Raw genomic sequence first — 19041 nt, forward strand, 5'->3', positions numbered from 1 at the left:
TGCTGGTGCTTGCCGGGTGCGTGCAAGGCCCCTCGGTCGGTCAGCCAGAGGAGGCGTGGCAGCATGCGGATGGCGCTCCGAGGGTTCAGCGTGATGCTGAGGGAGCCGTCGTCGGAGAGTGGCGAGCGCTGACGCCTTCGCCGGAGGGGTGTGGACGCTATCAGCTGGTGCCGACCCGGAAAGGGGGCGCCGCCGTTACGATGGTCCATTTCTGGAACGGTGACGCCTTCCAGATGACGTCCGAAGGCTGTGTCGTGCTGCCCTGACGCATCGGCCTGAAGCAGAAAGCCCCGGCCGTGGGAGCAGCTCTGCTGCCCGACGGTCGGGGCTTGCCTTTGGCGGGCGTCGTGTATGGCCAGGGTGGCCATGGCTGCCCGCCAGCTGACGGTGTTTCCTTCGACTCGCTGCCGTCACGGCCGTGCACGGCAGCGAGAGTGAAGGGGTCAGGCTTGGGGGCTGATCACATCATGCCGCCCATGCCACCCATGCCACCCATGCCGCCCATGTCCGGCGCGGCTTCCTTCTCTTCCGGATCGTCGGCGATCATGGCCTCGGTGGTGATCATCAGGCCTGCCACGGAGCCGGCGGACTGCAGAGCGCTGCGGGTCACCTTGGCCGGATCCAGCACGCCCATGTCGAACAGGTCGCCGTACTCGCCGGTCTGAGCGTTATAGCCGAAGTTGCCTTCGCCCGCTTTGACCTCGTTGAGGATCACGGAGGCTTCCTGGCCGGCGTTGGTGACGATCTGGCGCAGCGGGGCTTCCATGGCGCGCAGAGCGATGGCGATGCCGTGGGTCTGGTCCTCGTTGTCGCCCTTGAGGCCGGCCACCTTGGTCAGCACGCGTACCAGAGCGGTGCCGCCACCGGGTACGACGCCTTCCTCGACGGCGGCGCGGGTGGAGTGCAGGGCGTCTTCAACGCGAGCCTTCTTCTCCTTCATCTCCACCTCGGTGGCAGCACCGACGCGGATCACGGCGACACCGCCGGCCAGCTTGGCGACGCGCTCCTGAAGCTTCTCGCGATCATAGTCGGAGGAGGTCTCTTCGATCTGGGCGCGAATCTGGCTGACGCGGGCCTCGATGTCGGCCTCGGCGCCGGCGCCGTCGATGATGGTGGTGTTCTCCTTGGACATGGTGATGCGCTTGGCAGTCCCCAGGTGGTCCAGGTTGGCTTGCTCGAGGGTCAGGCCGACCTCTTCGGAGATCACGGTGCCGTTGGTCAGGATGGCGATATCCTGCAGCATGGCCTTGCGACGGTCACCGAAGCCGGGCGCCTTGGCAGCCGCGACCTTGACGATGCCGCGCATGGTGTTGACCACCAGGGTGGCCAGGGCCTCGCCTTCGATGTCTTCGGCGATGATCGCCAGCGGCTTGCCGGCCTTGGCGACGGCTTCCAGCACCGGCAGCAGCTCGCGGATGTTGGAGATCTTCTTGTCGACCAGCAGCAGGTAGGGGTCTTCCAGCTCGACCGCCATGGTGTCCTGGTTGGTCACGAAGTAGGGCGACAGGTAGCCGCGGTCGAACTGCATGCCTTCGACCACTTCGAGCTCGTCTTCCAGGCCGCGGCCTTCGTCGACGGTGATGACGCCTTCCTTGCCGACCTTCTCCATGGCGTCGGCGATGATCTCGCCGATCCGCGCGTCGCCGTTGGCGGAGATGGTGCCAACCTGGGCGATGGACTTGCGCTCGGTGCAGGGCACGGAGAGGGCTTCGATCTCCTTGACCGCGGCCACTACGGCCTGGTCGATGCCGCGCTTGAGGTCCATCGGGTTCATGCCCGCGGTCACGCCCTTCATGCCTTCGGTGACGATGGATTGCGCCAGCACGGTGGCAGTGGTGGTGCCGTCACCGGCCACGTCGGAGGTCTTGGAAGCGACTTCCTTGACCATCTGAGCGCCCATGTTCTCGAACTTGTCCTTCAGCTCGATCTCCTTGGCCACGGAGACGCCGTCCTTGGTGACGGTCGGTGCGCCGAAGGACTTTTCGATGACCACGTTGCGGCCCTTGGGACCCAGGGTGGCCTTGACGGCGTTGGCCAGGACGTCAACGCCGCGGGCCATGCGCTTGCGGGCTTCATCGGAGAACTTGATCTGTTTCGCTGCCATTTTTCGTTACTTCCTGTGAGTTCGTGAACGTCGTATGGGAACGGAATAAATGCGTCGTGTCGGTCTGGCGGTTAGCCTTCCACCACGGCGAGAATGTCGGACTCGCTCATGATCAGGACCTCTTCGCCGTCGATCTTCTGTTTCTCGACGCCGAAGCCCTCCTTGAAGATCACGGTGTCGCCGACCTTGACGTCCAGGGGACGCACGTCGCCGCTGTCGAGAATCCGGCCGTTACCGACGGCGAGCACTTCGCCACGAGTCGGTTTTTCCTGGGCGTTGCCCGGAAGCACGATGCCGCCTGCGGTTTTCTGCTCTTCTTCAACGCGACGGACGACGACGCGATCGTGCAAGGGACGGATGTTCATTGCTCACGTTCTCCTGATGGTTTGCTGTGCCATGACGGGCATGGCGGTTTCATCTTCATCCCTCCCGCGTGAGCGGGAAGGCGGAGGCGAAGTCGCCTTCCTTGTCGAAGGTGCCGGGGCTGCCCGACACCGAAGCCTGTTGCTGAGCGTGAAATGGGGCCGAGCGATTCCCTTTCAAGGGGCAGGGGGAAAATTTTTTGCCACGGGAGTCGCTAGCCGCCGCTGGGCTCAGCGGCCGTGTTCGTCTCGACCGATAAAGTCGCCTTCCAGCGGTTGTTGCTGGCTGCCGTCGTGGTGTTGCTGCTGTTCGCCGCCGTCATGGCGATTGCCGCTGGCTTGCTGCCAACCATCCTCAGGGCCATGCCCGCGGCTGTGTGGCTTGTCGCGGCCCCGGAGGTGCGCCATGGCCAGCAGCCGGGCCAGCCCGCGGCGTGCCCCGGGAATCACGCAGAGCAAGCCTAGGGTGTCGGAGAGAAAACCGGGGGTCAGCAGCAGTGCACCGCCGAAGATCAACGCGGCCCCGGTCAACAGTTCGCTTGACGGTAGCTCGCCCCGGTCCAGTCGCAGGCGGGCGCGGGCCAGGGCTGCGGTGCCTTCGAGGCGAATCAGGTAGAGCCCGATGAAGCCGGTGGCCAGGACCAGCAGCAGGGTGGTCAAAAGGCCGATCTGGCCCCCCACGGCAAACAAGATGACGAAGTCGAGGAGTGCAAAGAGGGTGACGAATAGCAGGAAGGGCATGGTGGCTCCGGAACAGTCAATTCCGCTGTGAATGGGGGCGAGGGCACGAAAATCAAGAGGCGCGAGGGAGGGAGGGGCGAGGCAGAAGGACGGTGAGCGAGTCGTGCGCTGATGATGCAGTGCACAATAAATGCTAGGGTGGGCCTCAAGATGATCGAGATTTCAGCCGAATATAGGCTATGTAAGCCTGCTATAGCCGGCATCCCTCCCACCTCACACCATCTGGGAAGTACAAATGAAACTGGACAAGAGCGTGATTGCCATTACCGGCGGGGCCCGCGGCCTCGGTTATGCCATGGCGCGCCGCCTGGGCGAGCAGGGAGCTCGTCTGGCCCTGCTGGACATGGACGGCGGTGCGCTGGATCAGGCCGTCTCGGCGCTGCATCGTGAGGGTATCGAGTCCCGCGGCTTTGTGGTGAACGTCGCCGACGAAGCCTCGGTCAAGCAGACTTTCAGCGATGTGGCTGAGTCGCTGGGGCCAGTCAGCGGGCTGGTCAACAATGCCGGCATTCTGCGCGATGCGCTGCTGGTCAAGGCCAGAGACGGCAAGGTCGAGAAGACCATGTCCCTCGAGCAGTGGCAGCAGGTGATCGACGTCAACCTCACCGGTGTCTTCCTGTGCGGCCGTGAGGCGGCCAGCCAGATGATCGAGGCCGGCAAGGAGGGGGTGATCGTCAATATCTCGAGTATCTCCCGGGCCGGTAACATGGGGCAGAGCAACTATGCCGCCGCCAAGGCCGCGGTGGTGTCGCTGACGACCACCTGGGCGCGGGAGCTGGCTCGCTACGGGATTCGCGTGGGGGCCGTGGCGCCGGGGTTCATCGAAACGGACATGACCGCCTCGATGCGCGAGGACATGCTCGAGAAGCTTACCGCCGGGGTGCCCCTCAAGCGCCTCGGGGCGCCCGATGACATTGCCGCGAGCGTAGCGTTTATCTTCGAGAACGCCTACTTCACGGGCCGGGTGATCGAGTGCGACGGCGGGCTCCGCCTGTGAGGTAATAGGTCGCGATGCCTCCGCCGGCCGTGGTGCCGGTCGGCGGAGGCATGACTACTGTGTGCAACCGACGCCGCTGTGGCGTCAGAATTCCACCTGGTCGCGCAGGCCATCCACGGTGGCTTCGCCGATGCCGCTGACCCGGGTCAGGTCGTCGGCGCTTTCGAAGCCGCCGTTGGCGTCGCGCTCCTCGATGATCGCTTCGGCCCGGGTGGGCCCGATCCCCGGCAGCTCCGCCAGCAGCTCGGCGTCGGCGGTGTTGACGTTGATCGGGGCGAGCTGCTGGGCCAGTGCCAGCGGCGAGAGGGCCAGCAGCAGGCTCAGGACGATTCCCAGTGATGCTCCCTTCAGCGTTCCTTTCATGATCGCTCTCCATGTTGTCGGCAAGGCGACACCGCTCGGGTGTCCGCTTTCAAGCTAGCGGGTGCAAGGCGAGGTCGGCGTCGTCTGAGCCCGGCGTTTTATGTAAGAAAAAGCCGATGGGGTCTGTCGGTCGTGATCCTGGGAGGCTGTAGGGCCCTGAGGGGGGATCAAAAAAGCCGCATTCACTGAGCAGCGTGAATGCGGCCTTTGGGGTGGCGAGCTGCGGTAGGAGGGTCAGGCGGCGGCCTTGTCGGTGCGCGCCGCCAGGATGAAGTCGTTCTTGTGCAGCCCCTTCATCTCATGGGACCACCAGGTTACGGTGACCTTGCCCCACTCGGTCAGCAGGGCGGGGTGATGCCCCACCTCTTCGGCGATGTCGCCGACCCGGTTGGTGAAATCCAGGGCCTGCTTGAAGTTGCGGAATTTGAAGACGCGCTCCAGCTGCTTGACCCCGTCGCGCTCGACGATCTGCCAGTCGGGAATGTCCTGTCGATAGGTCTCGATCTCTTCGTCCGTCACATGGGGGGCGTCCCAGCTGCACGCTTCACATTGCTGTTCGGAAAGCTGACTCATGGTGTCTCCTTGTCGTCTTTGGGGAAAGTGATTCGCGCAACGCGCGATTCTCAAGCGCCTGCTTGAGCGCGCTTCGGGGCCGGCTCGAAGCGGGGCTCGTGGAGCCCCAGCGCCATGGCCCGGTGCACCATGCTCATGATGTCCTGTCCCGCAAGGTCGTGCAGAGTGTCGAGATCGTCAAGCACGTAGTAGAGCGGCTGCAGGATGTCGATGCGGTAGGGGGTGCGCAGCGCCTCCAGCGGCTCGAAGGGCAGGTGCTCGGGCACGTCGGAGAGGGCGTGCAGGGTCTCCTTGGGCGAGGAGATGATGCCGCCGCCGTAGATGCGTCGTCCCGCCGGTGTGTCCACCAGGCCGAACTCCACGGTCAGCCAGTAGAGGCGTGCCAGGTAGGCGCGCTCCTTGGGCGTGGCATCCAGCCCCAGCCGCCCGTAGGTGGCGGTGAACTCGGCGAAGGCGGGATTGGTGAGCATGGGACAGTGGCCGAAGATCTCATGAAAGATGTCCGGTTCCTTGAGGTAGTCCAGCTCCTCCGGGGCGCGAATGAAGGTGGCGACCGGAAAGCGCCGGCTGGCGAGCAGAGAAAAGAAGGTGTCGAAGGGAATCAGCGCCGGCACCTGGGCGGTCTGCCAGCCGGTGGTGGCCTGCAGCACGCGGTCGATATCGGCGAGCTGGGGCACCCGGTCATGGGGCAGCGCCAGGCGCTCCAGGCCATCCAGATACTCCTGGCAGACGCGCCCCTCGATGACCCCTAGCTGGCGCTGCATCAGTGTCTGCCAGGTGGCGTTGTCCTGTGCCGGCCAGGCGATATGGCCGTGCTCGTCGGGTAGGCGGGCGCGGTAGCCGGTCTTGCTGGCGACGTCGCTGAGCTGCGGGTTCGAAGCCGTCATGGTCACTCCCGTGGCGATTGTGTGTTGTTGTGGCCTGTCTCGAGTCTAGGGGGCGGGAGCTGGCCCAGGGTGGGGAGAGGGCTTGCGGGTGAGCGCTTGCCGGATATTGAGTGTCATGAAATATTGACAGTTGTGTGATGAGGCAAAGGCGAACTGGGGCGGAGGCGTCGTGTCGCGCATTGTAGCGGCTCGGCTGTCACGTTATCTTGACAGTTGAGTCACGCTAGATTGACGCCCTTTTCGCCGTCGGCGGTGTCTCGTCCGCCGGCGCCAGAAGTCCCGCCAGCCCATCGGAATGAGGCCCCATGAGACTGAGGTTCCACTGCCAGAACCGGATCGGCATCCTGCGCGATATCGTCTCCCACTTCGTCGACTACGGCCTCAACGTGGCCCGCGGCGAGGTAGGGGGGGAGCACGGTAACGCCATCTACCTGCATGTGCCCAACCTGCTCAACGCCCAGCTGGCGACGCTCAAGCCGGTGCTCGAGGCGGTGCCCGGGGTATTCGGCGTGCGCCGGGTCACGCTGATGCCCAGCGAGCGGCGCCACCTGGAGCTCGATGCGCTGCTCTCGTCGCTCTCCGACCCGGTGATGTCCATCGACATGGAGGGGCACGTGGTGGCCGCCAACCGCGCGGCGGGGCAGCTGCTCGGCGTGCGCATCGACGAGGTGCCGGGCCTGTCGCTGGACCGCTGCCTGCCCGATATCGACCTGCCGGCCCTGGTGCGTCGCAACAATGCTCGGGTCAACGGCCTGCGCATCAAGCTGCGCGACGCCGTCTTCCTGGCCGATATCGCCCCGCTGCACCGCGAGCACCATGACGACGTGGCCTCCCTGGCCGGCGCGGTGGTGACCCTGCACAGCGCCGACCGCATCGGCGAGCGCATCTACCAGGTGCAGCGCCAGGAGCTGCGCGGCTTCGAGGCGATCTTCCAGTCGAGCCCGCGGCTGGCGGCGCTGATTCGCGAAGCGCGGCGCATGGCCCCGCTGAACGCGCCGCTGTTGATCCACGGCGAGACCGGGACCGGCAAGGAGCTGCTGGCGCGGGCGTGCCACCTGGCCAGCGACCGTGGCCAGGCGCCGTTCATGGCGCTCAACTGCGCCGGCCTGCCGGAGTCCATGGCCGAGACCGAACTGTTCGGCTATGCGCCGGGCGCCTTCGAGGGCGCGCGCCCCGAGGGCAAGCTGGGCCTGCTCGAGCTGACCGCCGGGGGCACCATCTTCCTCGACGAAGTGGGCGAGATGAGCCCCCGGCTGCAGGTCAAGCTGCTGCGCTTCCTGCAGGACGGGGGCTTTCGGCGAGTGGGCAGCGACGAGGAGACCTATCTCGACGTGCGGGTGATCTGTGCCACCCAACAGGACCTGCCGGCGCTGTGTGCCTCAGGGCAGTTCCGCCAGGACCTCTACCATCGGCTCAACGTGCTCTCCCTGGAGGTGCCGCCGCTGCGTGACTGCCTGGACGGCATCGAGTCCTTGGCCGAACACTTCATCGACCGCGCCGCCCGCCAGATCGGCTGCGCCATGCCGGCGCTGTCGGCGGCGGCGCTGGCGCGCCTCGCCGCCTATCACTGGCCGGGCAATGTGCGTCAGCTGGAGAATGTGCTGTTCCAGGCGGTGTCGCTGTGCGAGGGCGATGCCATCGAGCCGCGCCATTTGCGCCTTCCCGATGTGGGGGGTGCGCCAGGTCTTGCCGGTATCGACCTGGACGGCAGCCTGACCGAGATCCTCGGCGAGGTGGAGCGGCGGGTGCTGACCGCGCTCTACCCTGAACATCCGTCGAGCCGCCAGCTGGCCAAGCGGCTGGGGGTGTCCCACACCACCATCGCCAACAAGCTCAAACGTCACGGCATCGGTGGCGACGAGCCCTCGGGCTGAGCCAGGCCCGCGTCAACCAGCCGGTTACGCACCTCGCCATAGCGATGGGCCTCCAGGGCGGCGAAGCCGGCCAGGCGCCTCGCCTTGAGGCGGGTCAGCAGCGGACTGGTCAGCCCGCACAGGAAGCGGGCCAGCAGGTCGGGCGTCACCGGGCGGTCGTCGCCGCTGGCGGCAAGCTGCTGCAGCAGCGGGTCGCACAGCTCGGCCAGCGCCTGGGGCGCTGGCGGCGGCGGGGCATCGCTGCCGGGCAGACGCGCCACCTCGCCCCGGCAGGCGGAGCAGTGGCCGCAGCGGGCGGGCGCCCGGGCATCGCCGAACCAGTCGGCCAGGCGGCGGCTGAGGCAGGTCTCGGCCTCGAACAGCGCCAGCATGGCGTGCAGCCGCTCGATCTCGGCCTGCTCCTTCCCCTTGAAGTAGGCATGCAGGCTGTCGGTAAGGGCGGCGGGGTCGACGCTCGGCTGCAGGACCTCGTAGACCTCGGTCATCTGCTTGCTCTCCAGGGTCATCCAGCCCTTCTCGACGAAATAGTCCAGGGCGGTGAGCACCCGGGCGCGCTCGACGTTGAGGCCGCGTTCGGCGCCGAGCCGGGCCAGGGCGGCAAAGTCCAGGCTGTACCAGGTGCGCGCCCGACTGGCGGCGTCGAGCAGCGTCTGCACGAAGGCGTGCCGCTCGCCCTCGAAGCGGGCGACCAGGGCCTCGGGCGCCTCGTGCAGCCGGAACCGGTACTCGGCGAAGTAGCTATAGCGCGGGGCGATGATGCCGGCCAGCTCCAGCTGGACCAGCAGGGTCTTGAGCGGCAGCGGGCGGATATCGCTGTGCTGGGAGAGGCTGCCCAGCATCAGCTCCCACTGGTTTCCCGGTGCCTCCTCGACGGCCTCCCGCATGGCGTCGATGACCCGGCGGATGGCGTGGTGCTCCGGGGTATCGCCGTAGACGAAGTTCTCCAGCACATTGAGGTGATCGCGCCCGGCCAGCATCAGGCACTCCGAGCGGAGGCCGTCGCGGCCGGCGCGGCCGATCTCCTGGCTGTAGTTCTCGATGGACTTGGGTAGGTCGAAGTGCACCACCTGGCGGATATCCGCCTTGTCGATGCCCATGCCGAAGGCGATGGTGGCGACGATGCAGGGCGTCTCGCCCGCCATGAAGTCGCGCTGGATCGCCTCGCGCCGCTCGCCGTCGAGGCCGGCATGGTAGGCCACCGCCGGCAGGCCCGCCTTGCCCAGGTAGGCGGCCAGGCGCTCGGCGGTCTGTTGCAGGGTGACGTAGACGATGGTGGGCCGGGCCGACGTCTCGCCGAGCCGGGGGCGCAGCCACTCTACCAGGGCGCGCGGCCGCTGGGCGGCAGCGACCGGGCTGACCTGGAGGTCCAGGTTGGGCCGGTAGAAGCCGGTGGCGGTCACGTCCTCCTCGGCGATGGCGAAGCGCTCGCGCATGTCGGCGATCACCTTCGGCGTGGCGGTGGCGGTGAGCAGCAGCACCTGGGGAATCGCGAAGTCATGGCGATAGCCCGGCAGTTTGAGGTAGTCGGGGCGAAAGTTGTGCCCCCACTCGGAGATGCAGTGGGCCTCGTCCACTACCATTAGTGAGATTGGCACCCGGCGGATGAAGGCGCGAAAGCGCTCGTTCTTGAGCCGCTCCACCGAGATCATCAGGATGCGAATCTCGCCGCGCTTGACCCCCTCCATGACCGCGGCCGTCTGCTCGCGGCTCTGGCCCGAGTCGATGCTGGCGGCGGCGATGCCGTGGCGCGCCAGGAAGGCCAGCTGGTCCTGCATCAGCGCCAGCAGCGGTGAGATCACCAGGGTCAGGTGGGGCAGATGCAGGGCCGGCAGCTGATAGCACAGCGACTTGCCGGAGCCGGTGGGGAAGATTGCCGCGGCCGAACGGCCCGCCACCACCGCTTCGATGACCGGGCGCTGGCCAGGGCGGAAGTCGTCATAACCGAAGCGCTGCTGTAACGTTTGCTGGATCATGGGCGGGCACTCCTTTGCCGGAATGGTGAGCATGCGACGACTTCGAAGATTCTCGCATATTGTCGGCGTCGACGACTTTCCCTTCTCCCGCGACTATCGTGGTGACGTGCCCATCGTCGGGACGGTCTACTCGGGCGATCGTCTCGAGGGGGTCCTGTCGGGCCGGGTGCGACGCGACGGGGCCAACAGCACCCGCGAGCTGAGGCGGCTGATCGGCGACTCGAAGTTTGCCGCTCAGCTGCAGCTGGTGCTGCTCCAGGGCATCGCCCTGGCCGGCTTCAACGTGGTCGACGTGCCGAGGCTCTCCGCCGACCTCGGCCTGCCGGTGCTGGTGGTGGCGCGGCGTGCCCCCCGACGTGAGGCGATGCGCCGGGCACTGCTCGAGGGCATTCCCGGCGGTGCACGCAAGTGGGCGCTGGTCGAGCGGCTGGGCGAGATGGAGCCGGTGGGGGGTGTCTATGTGCAGCGGGTGGGGCTCAGCCGAGAGGAGGCGCTGGCCGTCCTGCAGGCATCGGCGCGCCACGGCACCATCCCCGAACCGCTGCGCGTGGCCCACCTGATCGCCGGGGGGATGGCGACCGGCCAGAGTTCGGGGCGGGCCTGATGGGGCGACTACACTGCAGACAGCATGTCCCGATACCATGCCGCACGAACTGAGCAAGAGGAGGAGTCTCGTCATGGCCGCATCCCGTAGCAGCATCGAGCTGCAGGCTGGTGGGGTTGACCTGGAGGGCGAGCTGATCGTTCCAGAGGGGGCCACGCGCATCGTCGTGTTCGCTCATGGCAGTGGCAGCAGCCGCTTTAGTTCGCGCAATCGGCAGGTGGCGCGCTACCTCAGCGAACAGGGGCTCGCCACTCTGCTGTTCGATCTCCTGACCGCCGAGGAGAACGTCATCGACGAGCGTACCCGGGCGCTGCGTTTCGATATCCCCTTGATCGGGGAGCGCATGACCGGTGCCGTGGATTGGGTCGCGACGGCGACGGTCACCCGGGGGCTCGCTATCGGCCTGTTCGGTGCCAGTACCGGGGCGGCGGCAGCCTTGATCGCCGCCGCGCGGCGGCCGGAACGGGTGCGCGGGGTGGTCTCGCGGGGAGGTCGGCCTGACCTGGCCGGGAATTGCCTGGCGGCGGTAAAGGCGCCGACGCTGCTGATCGTCGGTGGCCGTGACGGCCCGGTGATCGAGCTCAACGAGCAGGCCAAGGCCGGCATGTCGGCTCCCTGCGAACTGGTTATCGTCCCCGGCGCTACCCACCTGTTCGAGGAACCCGGTAAGCTCGAGGAGGTCCAGGCCCTCGCCGCGCGCTGGCTTCTCGATCACCTGTGATGGGGCACCACTAGAGGCTGTCGGATTTGGCCGATCGTCGCGAGGAATACGGATTTCGAGACAAGTTTATCGATCTGATGAGGCGAATAGCGCGCAATTTAACGAATCAGATCGACTGAAATTGGCCGAAAGCCCGGGTTTCGTAGCAGATCAGCGTTAAGTCCGACAGGCTCTTAGCTCGGCGAGGATCAGCGGCCGGGCCCTGCTCGGCCTGAGTGAAGGAGGTGTCTCATGTACGTCATCATCGATCTCTGCGTCGTACCCCTGGGTGTGGGGGTGTCGGTCTCCGCCCAGGTGGCGGCCTGCCAGCGTGTTATCCAGGACTCCGGGCTCGAGCACCATATGCATGCCTACGGGACCAATATCGAAGGCCCCTGGGATGAGGTGATGGCGGTGGTCAAGCGCTGTCACGAAGTGGTGCACGAGATGGGCGCACCGCGGATCACCACCACCCTCAAGCTCGGCACCCGCACCGACCGCGACCAGACCATGGGGGACAAGGTCGCCAGCGTGGAGCACAAGCTATCAAGCTGAGCCCTGGCTCTCTTCGGGCAGTGGCATCAGCCAGGCGTCGCCGAGACTTAGCAGGTGCTGGGTGAGAGCGTCGAGGATTCTGCCGCCCTGACGCCAGTGGTGCCAGTATAGCGGTACGTCGATCGCGTAGCCTGGCGAGAGGTTGACCAGGCGGCCATCGGCCAGGTGCGGTCTGGCATCAATCGCCTCCAGACGTCCCTCGGCCAATTCTCGCTTAGCCTGGCGCTCGGGCACCATACCGTAGCCGAGTCCGGCCAGTGCCAGGCCAACGAAGCCTTCCGAGGAGGGGCAAAGATGGTGGGGGAAGGGCGGCTCCACCCCGTGCATGGCCAGGTAGCGATGCTGCAGGCGGTCGTCGGGGCCGAACACGATGGCTGGTGCTCGGCGCAGCGCTTCTGGGGTCACGCCCTCGGCAAAGTAGCGGGCCACAAAAGCGGGACTGGCCAGTGCCAGGTAGCGCATGCTGCCCAGTGCATGGCTGCGCGCGCCTTGAACCGGCGTGGGGGAGTCGCAGATACAGCCCGCCACGTCGCCGTCACGCATGCGCTTGAGGGCCACCTCCTGATCCTCCACCACCAGCTCGAACAACGCCTCGTGTTGCTCGCAGAAGCGGCCGATGGCCTCCGGCCACCAGGTGGCCAGGCTGTCAGCGTTGATCGCTAGGCGCAGGCGTTGTTCACCACTACCGAGTGCCGGCACCTCGCCGAGCAGGTCGCTCTCCAGCAGCTGCACCTGCTGGGCATGGTTGAGTAGCCTGCGACCCAAAGCAGTTGGGGCGAGGCGTGGGCTACGCACCAGTACTGGCTGCCCTAGGCGTGCCTCGAGCAGCTTGATGCGCTGCGACACTGCCGACTGCGTTAGGCCCAGATGCCGTGCCCCGCGTTCAAAACCGGCTTGATCGATCACGGCGACCAGTGCCTCGAGCAGTTTATAGTCGAGCATCGATTTTTCTAATCTCCTAGTGCCTATATTCATTTCACTAATTTATATCGCCAACTTAGCCTTGGCGCCATCGACTTGCCAGGAGGAACGGATCATGTGGTCGTCATGGCTCAATGGAATACTGATTTGCGCTGGATTGATCGTGGCCATTGGCGCACAGAATGCCTTCGTGCTGCAGCAGAGCCTGCGCCGCCAGCATGCCTGGCTGGTTGCCGGTGTTTGCGCCCTGTGCGATTGGCTGCTGGTAGGCATCGGAGTGTTGGGACTGGGGGTGCTCATTGCCCAGCAGGAAGCGCTTATGGAGGTAGCACGTTGGGCCGGGGCCGCCTTTCTGGGGTGGCAGGCGTGGCTGGCGTTTCGGCGTGTGCTGGCGGGCCAGGCGCTCACTGCTGGAAAGGGCGGTATGTCATCGTGGCGGGCGGCGCTGGCGGCAACGCTGGCGGTGACGCTGCTCAACCCCCAGGTTTATCTGGAAACCGTGGTGCTGCTTGGCGCCATTGGGGCGGTGCAGCCGAGTCCCTCGGGATTCTTTCTGGGGGCCGCCATGGCCTCGTTCGGCTGGTTCTTTGGGTTGGCGGGGGCAGCTGGCTGGCTGGCGCCGCGGCTGGCGAATCCTCGGGTGTGGGTCGCCATCGATCTGGTCATCGGAATCATTCTGGCCTGGGTGGCATGGCGGCTGGCGAGTGGGGCCATGATGCCCTAGTCGTAACAATATCTTTACGGTGTGTCAGGAAAATGAAACACATTAAGGCATGAGCGAATGGGCTTCGCAGCGGTGTAAATTTTTCCTGACAAGAGGGGCGGGCAAGGAGGCAGTTAGCGTCCGGCGAGCAGGAGGTCAGGGCGTTTCGACGGTGCGGCGCGGGCACTAATCTGGAAGCACGAATTGGCATCGTGTCGGTGCCATTGCAGTACTACACAACAACAGCCCGACCATCCCCTGGAGGTTTCATGAACGCACACGCCCAGACCGCTCACTCCGTCGAGCCCATCTCCACGTCCAATCCCATCGGTACCGATGGCTTCGAGTTCGTCGAGTACAGCGCGCCTGACGCCTCGGGCATCGAGGCGCTGCGGGCGCTATTCAACCGCATGGGCTTCACCGAAACCCGCAAGCACCGCTCCAAGCAGGTGTTCCTGTTCCAGCAGGAGGGCGTCAACTTCGTGCTCAATGCCGAGCCCGACAGCCACGCTGCCGAGTTCGCCAAGGTGCATGGTCCCAGCGCCTGCGCCATGGCGTGGAAGGTCGCGGACGCCAGGCAGGCCTTCGAGTACGCCCTGGCCCAAGGCGCTGAGCCCGTCGACAATCCGGTCGGTCCCGGCGAGGTGGGTATCCCGGCCGTGCGCGGCATCGGCGGCTCGCTGCTCTACTTCGTCGACAATCAGGTCGACAGCCAGGGGCGCACCATCTACGACATCGACTTCGAGGCGATTCCCGGCCGTTCGCCCAATGACAATAGCGTGGGCCTCCAGGTCCTCGACCACCTGACCCACAACGTCGACCGCGGCCAGATGGATGTCTGGGCCGATTTCTATACCGACATCGCCAATTTCCGCGAGAACCGCTACTTCGACATCAAGGGCAAGAAAACCGGCCTTCTCTCCCGGGCGATGACCGCTCCCTGCGGCAAGATGCACATCCCCATCAACGAGTCCGCCGACGATAGCTCCCAGATCGCCGAGTTCCTGCGCGAGTACAACGGCGAGGGCATCCAGCACCTGGCCATGGCCACCGACGACATCTACGCCACCGTGCGGGCGCTGCGCGCCAACGGCGTGACCTTCCTCACCACGCCGGATGCCTACTACGAGAAGGTCGATGCCCGGGTGCCCAACCATGAGGAAAACGTCGAGGATCTGCGCGAGCTGAGCCTGCTGATCGACGGCGGTCCCGACGAGGGGGTGCTGCTGCAGATATTCACCGAGACGGTGATCGGGCCGATCTTCTTCGAGATCATCCAACGCAAAGGCAACGACGGCTTCGGCGAGGGCAACTTCAAGGCGCTGTTCGAATCCATCGAGGAAGATCAGATCCGCCGCGGCGTGCTCAAGGACGACTGAGTGCCGGCATGGCTCCCGCCCTTTTCCAGGTCGGGAGCTTTTTCTAGCCAGTCATATATCTCTTGTACTTCCATAATGACAAAAGATGACGTTGCAATTCCGGCTCATGGCCGTGCATATTGCTGCGTTGGCGTATAACAACGACCCCTGGTGACAAGATGAGTGATACGCAACAACCCCGCGCCCAGTGGCTGGGTCGCTGGGGCTTCGTTCTGGCCGCGACGGGTTCCGCCGTCGGTCTGGGCAATATCTGGAAGTTTCCCTATATCACCGGTGAACACGGCGGCGGTGCCTTCGTGCTGGTCTATCTGGCCTGCATCCTGGCGGTCGGCGTGCCGGTGATGATGACCGAGATCGCCTTTGGGCGGCGAGGACGCGGCAGCCCCATCGATGCGGTGCGCCGAGTCGTGACCGAGTCCGGCCGTTCCTCGGCCTGGTCGCTGCTGGGCTGGCTAGCCATGCTGGCCGGCTTCATGATCCTCTCGTTCTATGCGGTAGTGGCAGGCTGGTCATTCGCCTACCTGTGGAAGATGCTCACCGGCGTCTTCGCAGGGGCGGGGGCCGATGACATGGTGGGAATCTTCGTTGCCAACAACGAAAACCCCCTGAACCTGGGCTTCTGGAGCACGCTGGTGGTGGTGGCGACCATGCTGATCGTCGGCAAGGGCGTCCAGGCCGGTATCGAGAGAAGCGTCAGCTGGATGATGCCGGGCATGGTCGTGATGCTGCTGATCCTGATCGGCTATGGCGCCTTTTCGGGAGGCTTCGGCGAGGCATGGCGCTTTTTGTTCGCCTTCGATGCCGGCAGCCTGACCAGCGATGGCATGCTCGCCGCCCTGGGTCACGCCTTCTTTACCTTGTCGCTGGCCTCTGGGGCCATTCTCACCTATGGCAGCTATCTCCCGGCCCGCACCTCCATCGTACGCACCACCTTCAGCGTGGCCGTGGCGGACACCCTGGTGGCGTTGATGGCGGGGCTGGCAATCTTCCCGATCATCTTTGCCAATGGCATGAATCCGGGGGAGGGGCCGGGGCTGATCTTCATGAGCCTGCCGTTGGCCTTTCAGTCGATGCCGCTGGGCACGCTGTTTGGCATCCTGTTCTTCGTGATGCTCTCCATGGCGGCGTTGACCTCGTCGATCTCCATGGTCGAGGCCACGATTTCTTGGTTGACCGACAACAAGGGCATCAGTCGACGCACCGCCGCCTGGGGTACCGGTATCGTGCTGTGGCTGGTGAGCACGCTGGCCATGCTGTCGTTCAATCTGGGTGCCGACTGGACGCTCGCCGGACGCCACTTCTTCGACTGGCTCGATTACCTGACCTCGCGCTGGATGATGCCGCTGGGTGGCCTGGGCATGGTGCTGCTGGCCGGCTTCGTGCTCAAGAGCGACATCTTCCGCGACGAGCTGGGCCTGTCGGCGCGTGGCCATGCGCTGTGGCTGTTCATGGTGCGCTATGTCAGTCCGCTGGGCATCCTGGTGATCTTCGTCGATGCCCTGGGCATCGCGCGGGTCGAGTTCGGCGTCCACTGGCCCTGGCTGGTGGCGCTGCTGGTGGCGGTGACCCTGATTGGAGAGATGGCCAGCCCGCGTTTGCGGCGCGCCTTGGCGGGCTGATTCGCGGCCTGTCGTCAGCGCGGCCATCCCGACTCTGACGGCTGCGGGGTCGAGCGTTCGGTACCCTGCGGCCGTTTGGCTGTCCGTTTGCTGGCCTGAGGGGCACGGTGCTGCGGTATCGCCAGATGCCCCTGGGCGTCTGGCATGCGACAATGTGCGTAATACCAGTACGAGCAACGCCATGTCATCCCGTCGCATCGAATCCATAGCCGACCTGCAGCGTTGGCGCCGGACCCGCGCCCGGCGCAGCTGGCTGACGCGCAGCTTTCGCCTGCAGGTCATGCTGCTGGTGGGGGCGCTGCTGGCCGGCATGCTGCTGGCTCAGGGGGCCTATCTCAATCATCGCAAGGCCGAGATCATCGGCGACCAGATGGGCCAGCGCGCCCTGGCGGTGGCGCTCAGCGTCGCCAGTATCCCGGAGCTGGTTGCCGCCTTCGACGACCCCGACCCCAGCGCCACCATCCAACCCATCGCCGAGCGGATCCGTCGCGAGACCGGCGCCCGCTACGTGGTGGTGGGCAACACCGAGAGCCTGCGCTACTCCCATCCGCTGCCGGAACGCCTCGGCCTGCCCATGGTGGGAGGCGACAACGACCGGGCGCTGATCGACGGGGAGTCCTACGTCTCCGAGGCCGAGGGCTCGCTGGGCGAAGCGGTACGCGGCAAGACCCCGGTCTTAGACGCCGACGGCAACATCATCGGCATCGTGTCGGTGGGCTTCATGCTCGACCGGGTGGCCATGGACGTGGGCGAGCATACCAGCCTCGGCTGGTGGCTGGTGGCCCTGATGATCGTGCTGGGGTTCGCCGGGGCCTTCGGGCTATCGCGCCATCTCAAGAAGGTCATCCTGGGGCTCGAGCCCCATGAGATCGCGCGCCTGGCCATGGAGAAGGAAGCGATTCTGCAGTCGATTCACGAGGGAATCCTGGCGGTCAACCGGGATGGGCAGATCACCCTGGTCAACCAGCAAGCGCGTCGTTTTCTGGGCCTGCCGCTGGCGCGCGAGGTGCTGGGGCGGCCGATCCAGGAGGTGGTGCCCAATTCGCGACTGCTGGAGGTGCTGGAGCGGGGGGAGGAGCAGTTCGACCAGCAGATGTGGTTGGGGGACCATCCGGTGGTGGTCAATCGAGTGCCGGTTCGCCATGTCGGCGAGATAGAGGGGGCGGTGGCCACCTTCCGAAGCCGGCGTGAGATCGTCGAGCTCTCCCAGGCGCTGACCCAGGCCAGCCGCGATGTCGACATGCTGCGTGCCCAGGCCCATGAGTTCTCCAACAAGCTCTACACCATCTCCGGGCTGCTGCAGCTCGAGCGGATCGATGACGCCCTGGCCCTGATCCACCAGGAGAGCGAGCGCGCTCAGGCGCAGATGACCTTCCTGCGCGAGCATGTGGCCGACCCGGTACTCAGCGGTACCCTGCTCGGCAAGCTGACCCGGGCGCGGGAGCTGGGCGTGAGCCTGGAGATCGATGCCCAGAGTTCGCTCGGGAGCCTCCTGACCGAGCAGGGCCAGGAGGTGCTGATGACCGTCATCGGCAACCTGCTGGACAATGCCTGCTATGCCGCCGCCCAGGGGCGGCCTTCGGGGCAGGCGTCGCCGCGGGTGAGACTGTTCTTCACCGACCTTGGCGAGCAGCTGCTCATCGAGGTGGAGGACAACGGCCCCGGTGTGCCGCCTGAGCGGGCCGCGGTGATCTTCCAGGAGGGCTATTCCACCAAGCCGGGCAAGCATCGCGGCATCGGCCTGGCGCTGGTGTCCCGGCTCTGCCACCAGCACGGCGGAGCGATCACCCTGGAGGAGAGCGAGCTCGGCGGGGCGGCCTTTACGGTGGTGCTGGACAAGTCTCTGTGTCGTGGCGCTGCGTCGGGCCGCGGATCACCGGAAATGCATGACAAGGGGCGCAGATGAGCGAGCTTGACTACGGCATCCTGATCATCGAAGACGATTTTCGCATTGCCGACATTCACCGCGCCTTCATCGAGCGCACCCCTGGCTTCTGCGTGGTGGGGGTCGCGAAGAGTGCCGCCGAGGCCAGGGAGATACTCCAGCAGGCCGCACCGCAGATCCAGCTGGTCCTGCTGGATGCTTACATTCCCGATGTTCAGGGGCTGGAGCTGCTGTGGGAGCTGCGCCGCGAGCACGGTCGACTGGATATCGTCATGATCACCGCAGCGCGGGAGGTGGACACCATCCAGGAGGCGCTGCGCGGCGGGGTCTTCGACTACCTGATCAAGCCCACCGAGGAGGCGCGCATGACCGAGATGCTGGCGCGCTTTCGCCGCGAGCGCGCTGCCCTGTCGGCTCGGGAGGAGATGAGTCAGGAGGAGCTCGACCGCGCCCTGGCCCGGCTGCGGCCCGATGGCGCCTCGGGGAGCGGGGCCCGACAGCTGCCCAAAGGCATCGACCGGTTGACGCTGCGCTCGGTGATCGATGCCCTGAAGCACGCCGAGGAGCCGTTGGCGGCCATGGAGGTCGCGCGAGCCATGGGGGCCAGCCGCTCCACGGCCCGGCGCTACCTGGAGTTTCTCGTTTCGGTGCAGGTGGTGGCCGCCGAGCTGGGCTACGGTGACGTGGGACGGCCCGAGCGCCGCTACCGCCTCGTTGGGGACCCGGCACCATGGTGCGAGGAGGGCTGAGCGCGTCGCTGGGTCGCGGTCGTGGACACAATGCGCAAAATGCCCATAACGC

At 65.9% G+C, this 19041-nt stretch carries 18 protein-coding genes; 10 read left to right on the plus strand and 8 right to left on the minus strand.

The window, feature by feature from the left end; translation table 11 throughout:
* Positions 1–460: 460 nt before the first annotated feature.
* The 3 genes from groL to ACZIYR_RS08175 form a co-directional block, all read right to left on the minus strand.
* A complete protein-coding gene (gene groL / locus ACZIYR_RS08165; protein WP_473033297.1) occupies positions 461–2104 on the minus strand; it encodes a chaperonin GroEL in 1644 nt (547 codons plus the stop codon).
* Positions 2105–2175: 71 nt separating this feature from the next.
* A complete protein-coding gene (locus ACZIYR_RS08170; protein ID WP_043518768.1) occupies positions 2176–2469 on the minus strand; it encodes a co-chaperone GroES in 294 nt (97 codons plus the stop codon).
* Between the two features lie 228 nt (positions 2470–2697).
* Positions 2698–3207 (minus strand): FxsA family protein, encoded by a 510-nt coding sequence (locus ACZIYR_RS08175; RefSeq protein WP_473033298.1) that lies wholly within the window; start codon positions 3205–3207, stop codon positions 2698–2700.
* Between the two features lie 235 nt (positions 3208–3442).
* Between ACZIYR_RS08175 and ACZIYR_RS08180 the strand changes: the two genes are divergently transcribed.
* Positions 3443–4204: an SDR family oxidoreductase gene (locus ACZIYR_RS08180; RefSeq protein ID WP_473033299.1), complete on the plus strand. Its 762-nt coding sequence runs from the start codon at positions 3443–3445 to the stop codon at positions 4202–4204.
* 84 nt (positions 4205–4288) lie between these two features.
* Here ACZIYR_RS08180 and ACZIYR_RS08185 read toward each other — a convergent pair whose 3' ends face one another.
* The 3 genes from ACZIYR_RS08185 to phhA form a co-directional block, all read right to left on the minus strand.
* A complete protein-coding gene (locus ACZIYR_RS08185) occupies positions 4289–4567 on the minus strand; it encodes a ComEA family DNA-binding protein (RefSeq protein WP_473033300.1) in 279 nt (92 codons plus the stop codon).
* Between the two features lie 234 nt (positions 4568–4801).
* On the minus strand, positions 4802–5140 hold the full coding sequence (locus ACZIYR_RS08190; RefSeq protein ID WP_483528849.1) for a 4a-hydroxytetrahydrobiopterin dehydratase: 339 nt from the start codon (positions 5138–5140) through the stop codon (positions 4802–4804).
* 50 nt (positions 5141–5190) lie between these two features.
* The gene (gene phhA, locus ACZIYR_RS08195; RefSeq protein ID WP_483528850.1) at positions 5191–6027 is read right to left on the minus strand and encodes a phenylalanine 4-monooxygenase; all 837 of its coding nucleotides are present in this window, start codon (positions 6025–6027) and stop codon (positions 5191–5193) included.
* Positions 6028–6332: 305 nt separating this feature from the next.
* Between phhA and ACZIYR_RS08200 the strand changes: the two genes are divergently transcribed.
* Positions 6333–7901, plus strand: a complete 1569-nt coding sequence (locus tag ACZIYR_RS08200) for a sigma-54-dependent transcriptional regulator (protein ID WP_483528851.1) — start codon at positions 6333–6335, stop codon at positions 7899–7901.
* On the opposite strand, the gene ACZIYR_RS08205 is transcribed toward ACZIYR_RS08200, so the two are convergent.
* The gene (locus tag ACZIYR_RS08205) at positions 7868–9874 is read right to left on the minus strand and encodes a RecQ family ATP-dependent DNA helicase (RefSeq protein WP_473033303.1); all 2007 of its coding nucleotides are present in this window, start codon (positions 9872–9874) and stop codon (positions 7868–7870) included. The two genes, ACZIYR_RS08200 and ACZIYR_RS08205, sit on opposite strands and share 34 nt — an antisense overlap.
* A 31-nt stretch (positions 9875–9905) precedes the next feature.
* On the opposite strand from ACZIYR_RS08205, the gene ACZIYR_RS08210 reads away from it, so the two are divergent.
* From ACZIYR_RS08210 to ACZIYR_RS08220, 3 genes are all read left to right on the plus strand, one after another.
* A complete protein-coding gene (locus ACZIYR_RS08210; RefSeq protein WP_483528852.1) occupies positions 9906–10478 on the plus strand; it encodes an endonuclease dU in 573 nt (190 codons plus the stop codon).
* A 73-nt stretch (positions 10479–10551) separates the two neighbouring features.
* Complete coding sequence (locus tag ACZIYR_RS08215) at positions 10552–11199, plus strand: dienelactone hydrolase family protein (protein WP_483528853.1); 648 nt, start codon at positions 10552–10554, stop codon at positions 11197–11199.
* Between the two features lie 231 nt (positions 11200–11430).
* Positions 11431–11733: an MTH1187 family thiamine-binding protein gene (locus ACZIYR_RS08220; RefSeq protein WP_483528854.1), complete on the plus strand. Its 303-nt coding sequence runs from the start codon at positions 11431–11433 to the stop codon at positions 11731–11733.
* Here the strand turns inward: ACZIYR_RS08220 and ACZIYR_RS08225 are convergent.
* The gene (locus ACZIYR_RS08225) at positions 11725–12675 is read right to left on the minus strand and encodes a LysR family transcriptional regulator ArgP (protein ID WP_483528855.1); all 951 of its coding nucleotides are present in this window, start codon (positions 12673–12675) and stop codon (positions 11725–11727) included. The two genes, ACZIYR_RS08220 and ACZIYR_RS08225, sit on opposite strands and share 9 nt — an antisense overlap.
* A gap of 142 nt (positions 12676–12817) precedes the next feature.
* Between ACZIYR_RS08225 and ACZIYR_RS08230 the strand changes: the two genes are divergently transcribed.
* From ACZIYR_RS08230 to ACZIYR_RS08250, 5 genes are all read left to right on the plus strand, one after another.
* Complete coding sequence (locus ACZIYR_RS08230; RefSeq protein ID WP_483528856.1) at positions 12818–13378, plus strand: LysE/ArgO family amino acid transporter; 561 nt, start codon at positions 12818–12820, stop codon at positions 13376–13378.
* A 248-nt stretch (positions 13379–13626) separates the two neighbouring features.
* The gene (hppD, locus tag ACZIYR_RS08235) at positions 13627–14736 is read left to right on the plus strand and encodes a 4-hydroxyphenylpyruvate dioxygenase (protein ID WP_483528857.1); all 1110 of its coding nucleotides are present in this window, start codon (positions 13627–13629) and stop codon (positions 14734–14736) included.
* 158 nt (positions 14737–14894) lie between these two features.
* Positions 14895–16355: a sodium-dependent transporter gene (locus ACZIYR_RS08240; RefSeq protein WP_473033310.1), complete on the plus strand. Its 1461-nt coding sequence runs from the start codon at positions 14895–14897 to the stop codon at positions 16353–16355.
* A 181-nt stretch (positions 16356–16536) separates the two neighbouring features.
* On the plus strand, positions 16537–18261 hold the full coding sequence (locus ACZIYR_RS08245; RefSeq protein WP_483528858.1) for an ATP-binding protein: 1725 nt from the start codon (positions 16537–16539) through the stop codon (positions 18259–18261).
* Positions 18258–18989, plus strand: coding sequence for a response regulator (locus ACZIYR_RS08250; RefSeq protein WP_473033311.1), 732 nt, complete (start codon positions 18258–18260; stop codon positions 18987–18989). Before ACZIYR_RS08245 ends, ACZIYR_RS08250 begins: the two co-directional genes overlap by 4 nt.
* Positions 18990–19041 lie beyond the last annotated feature (52 nt).

Source organism: Billgrantia sp. NRB1, from assembly GCF_056921725.1.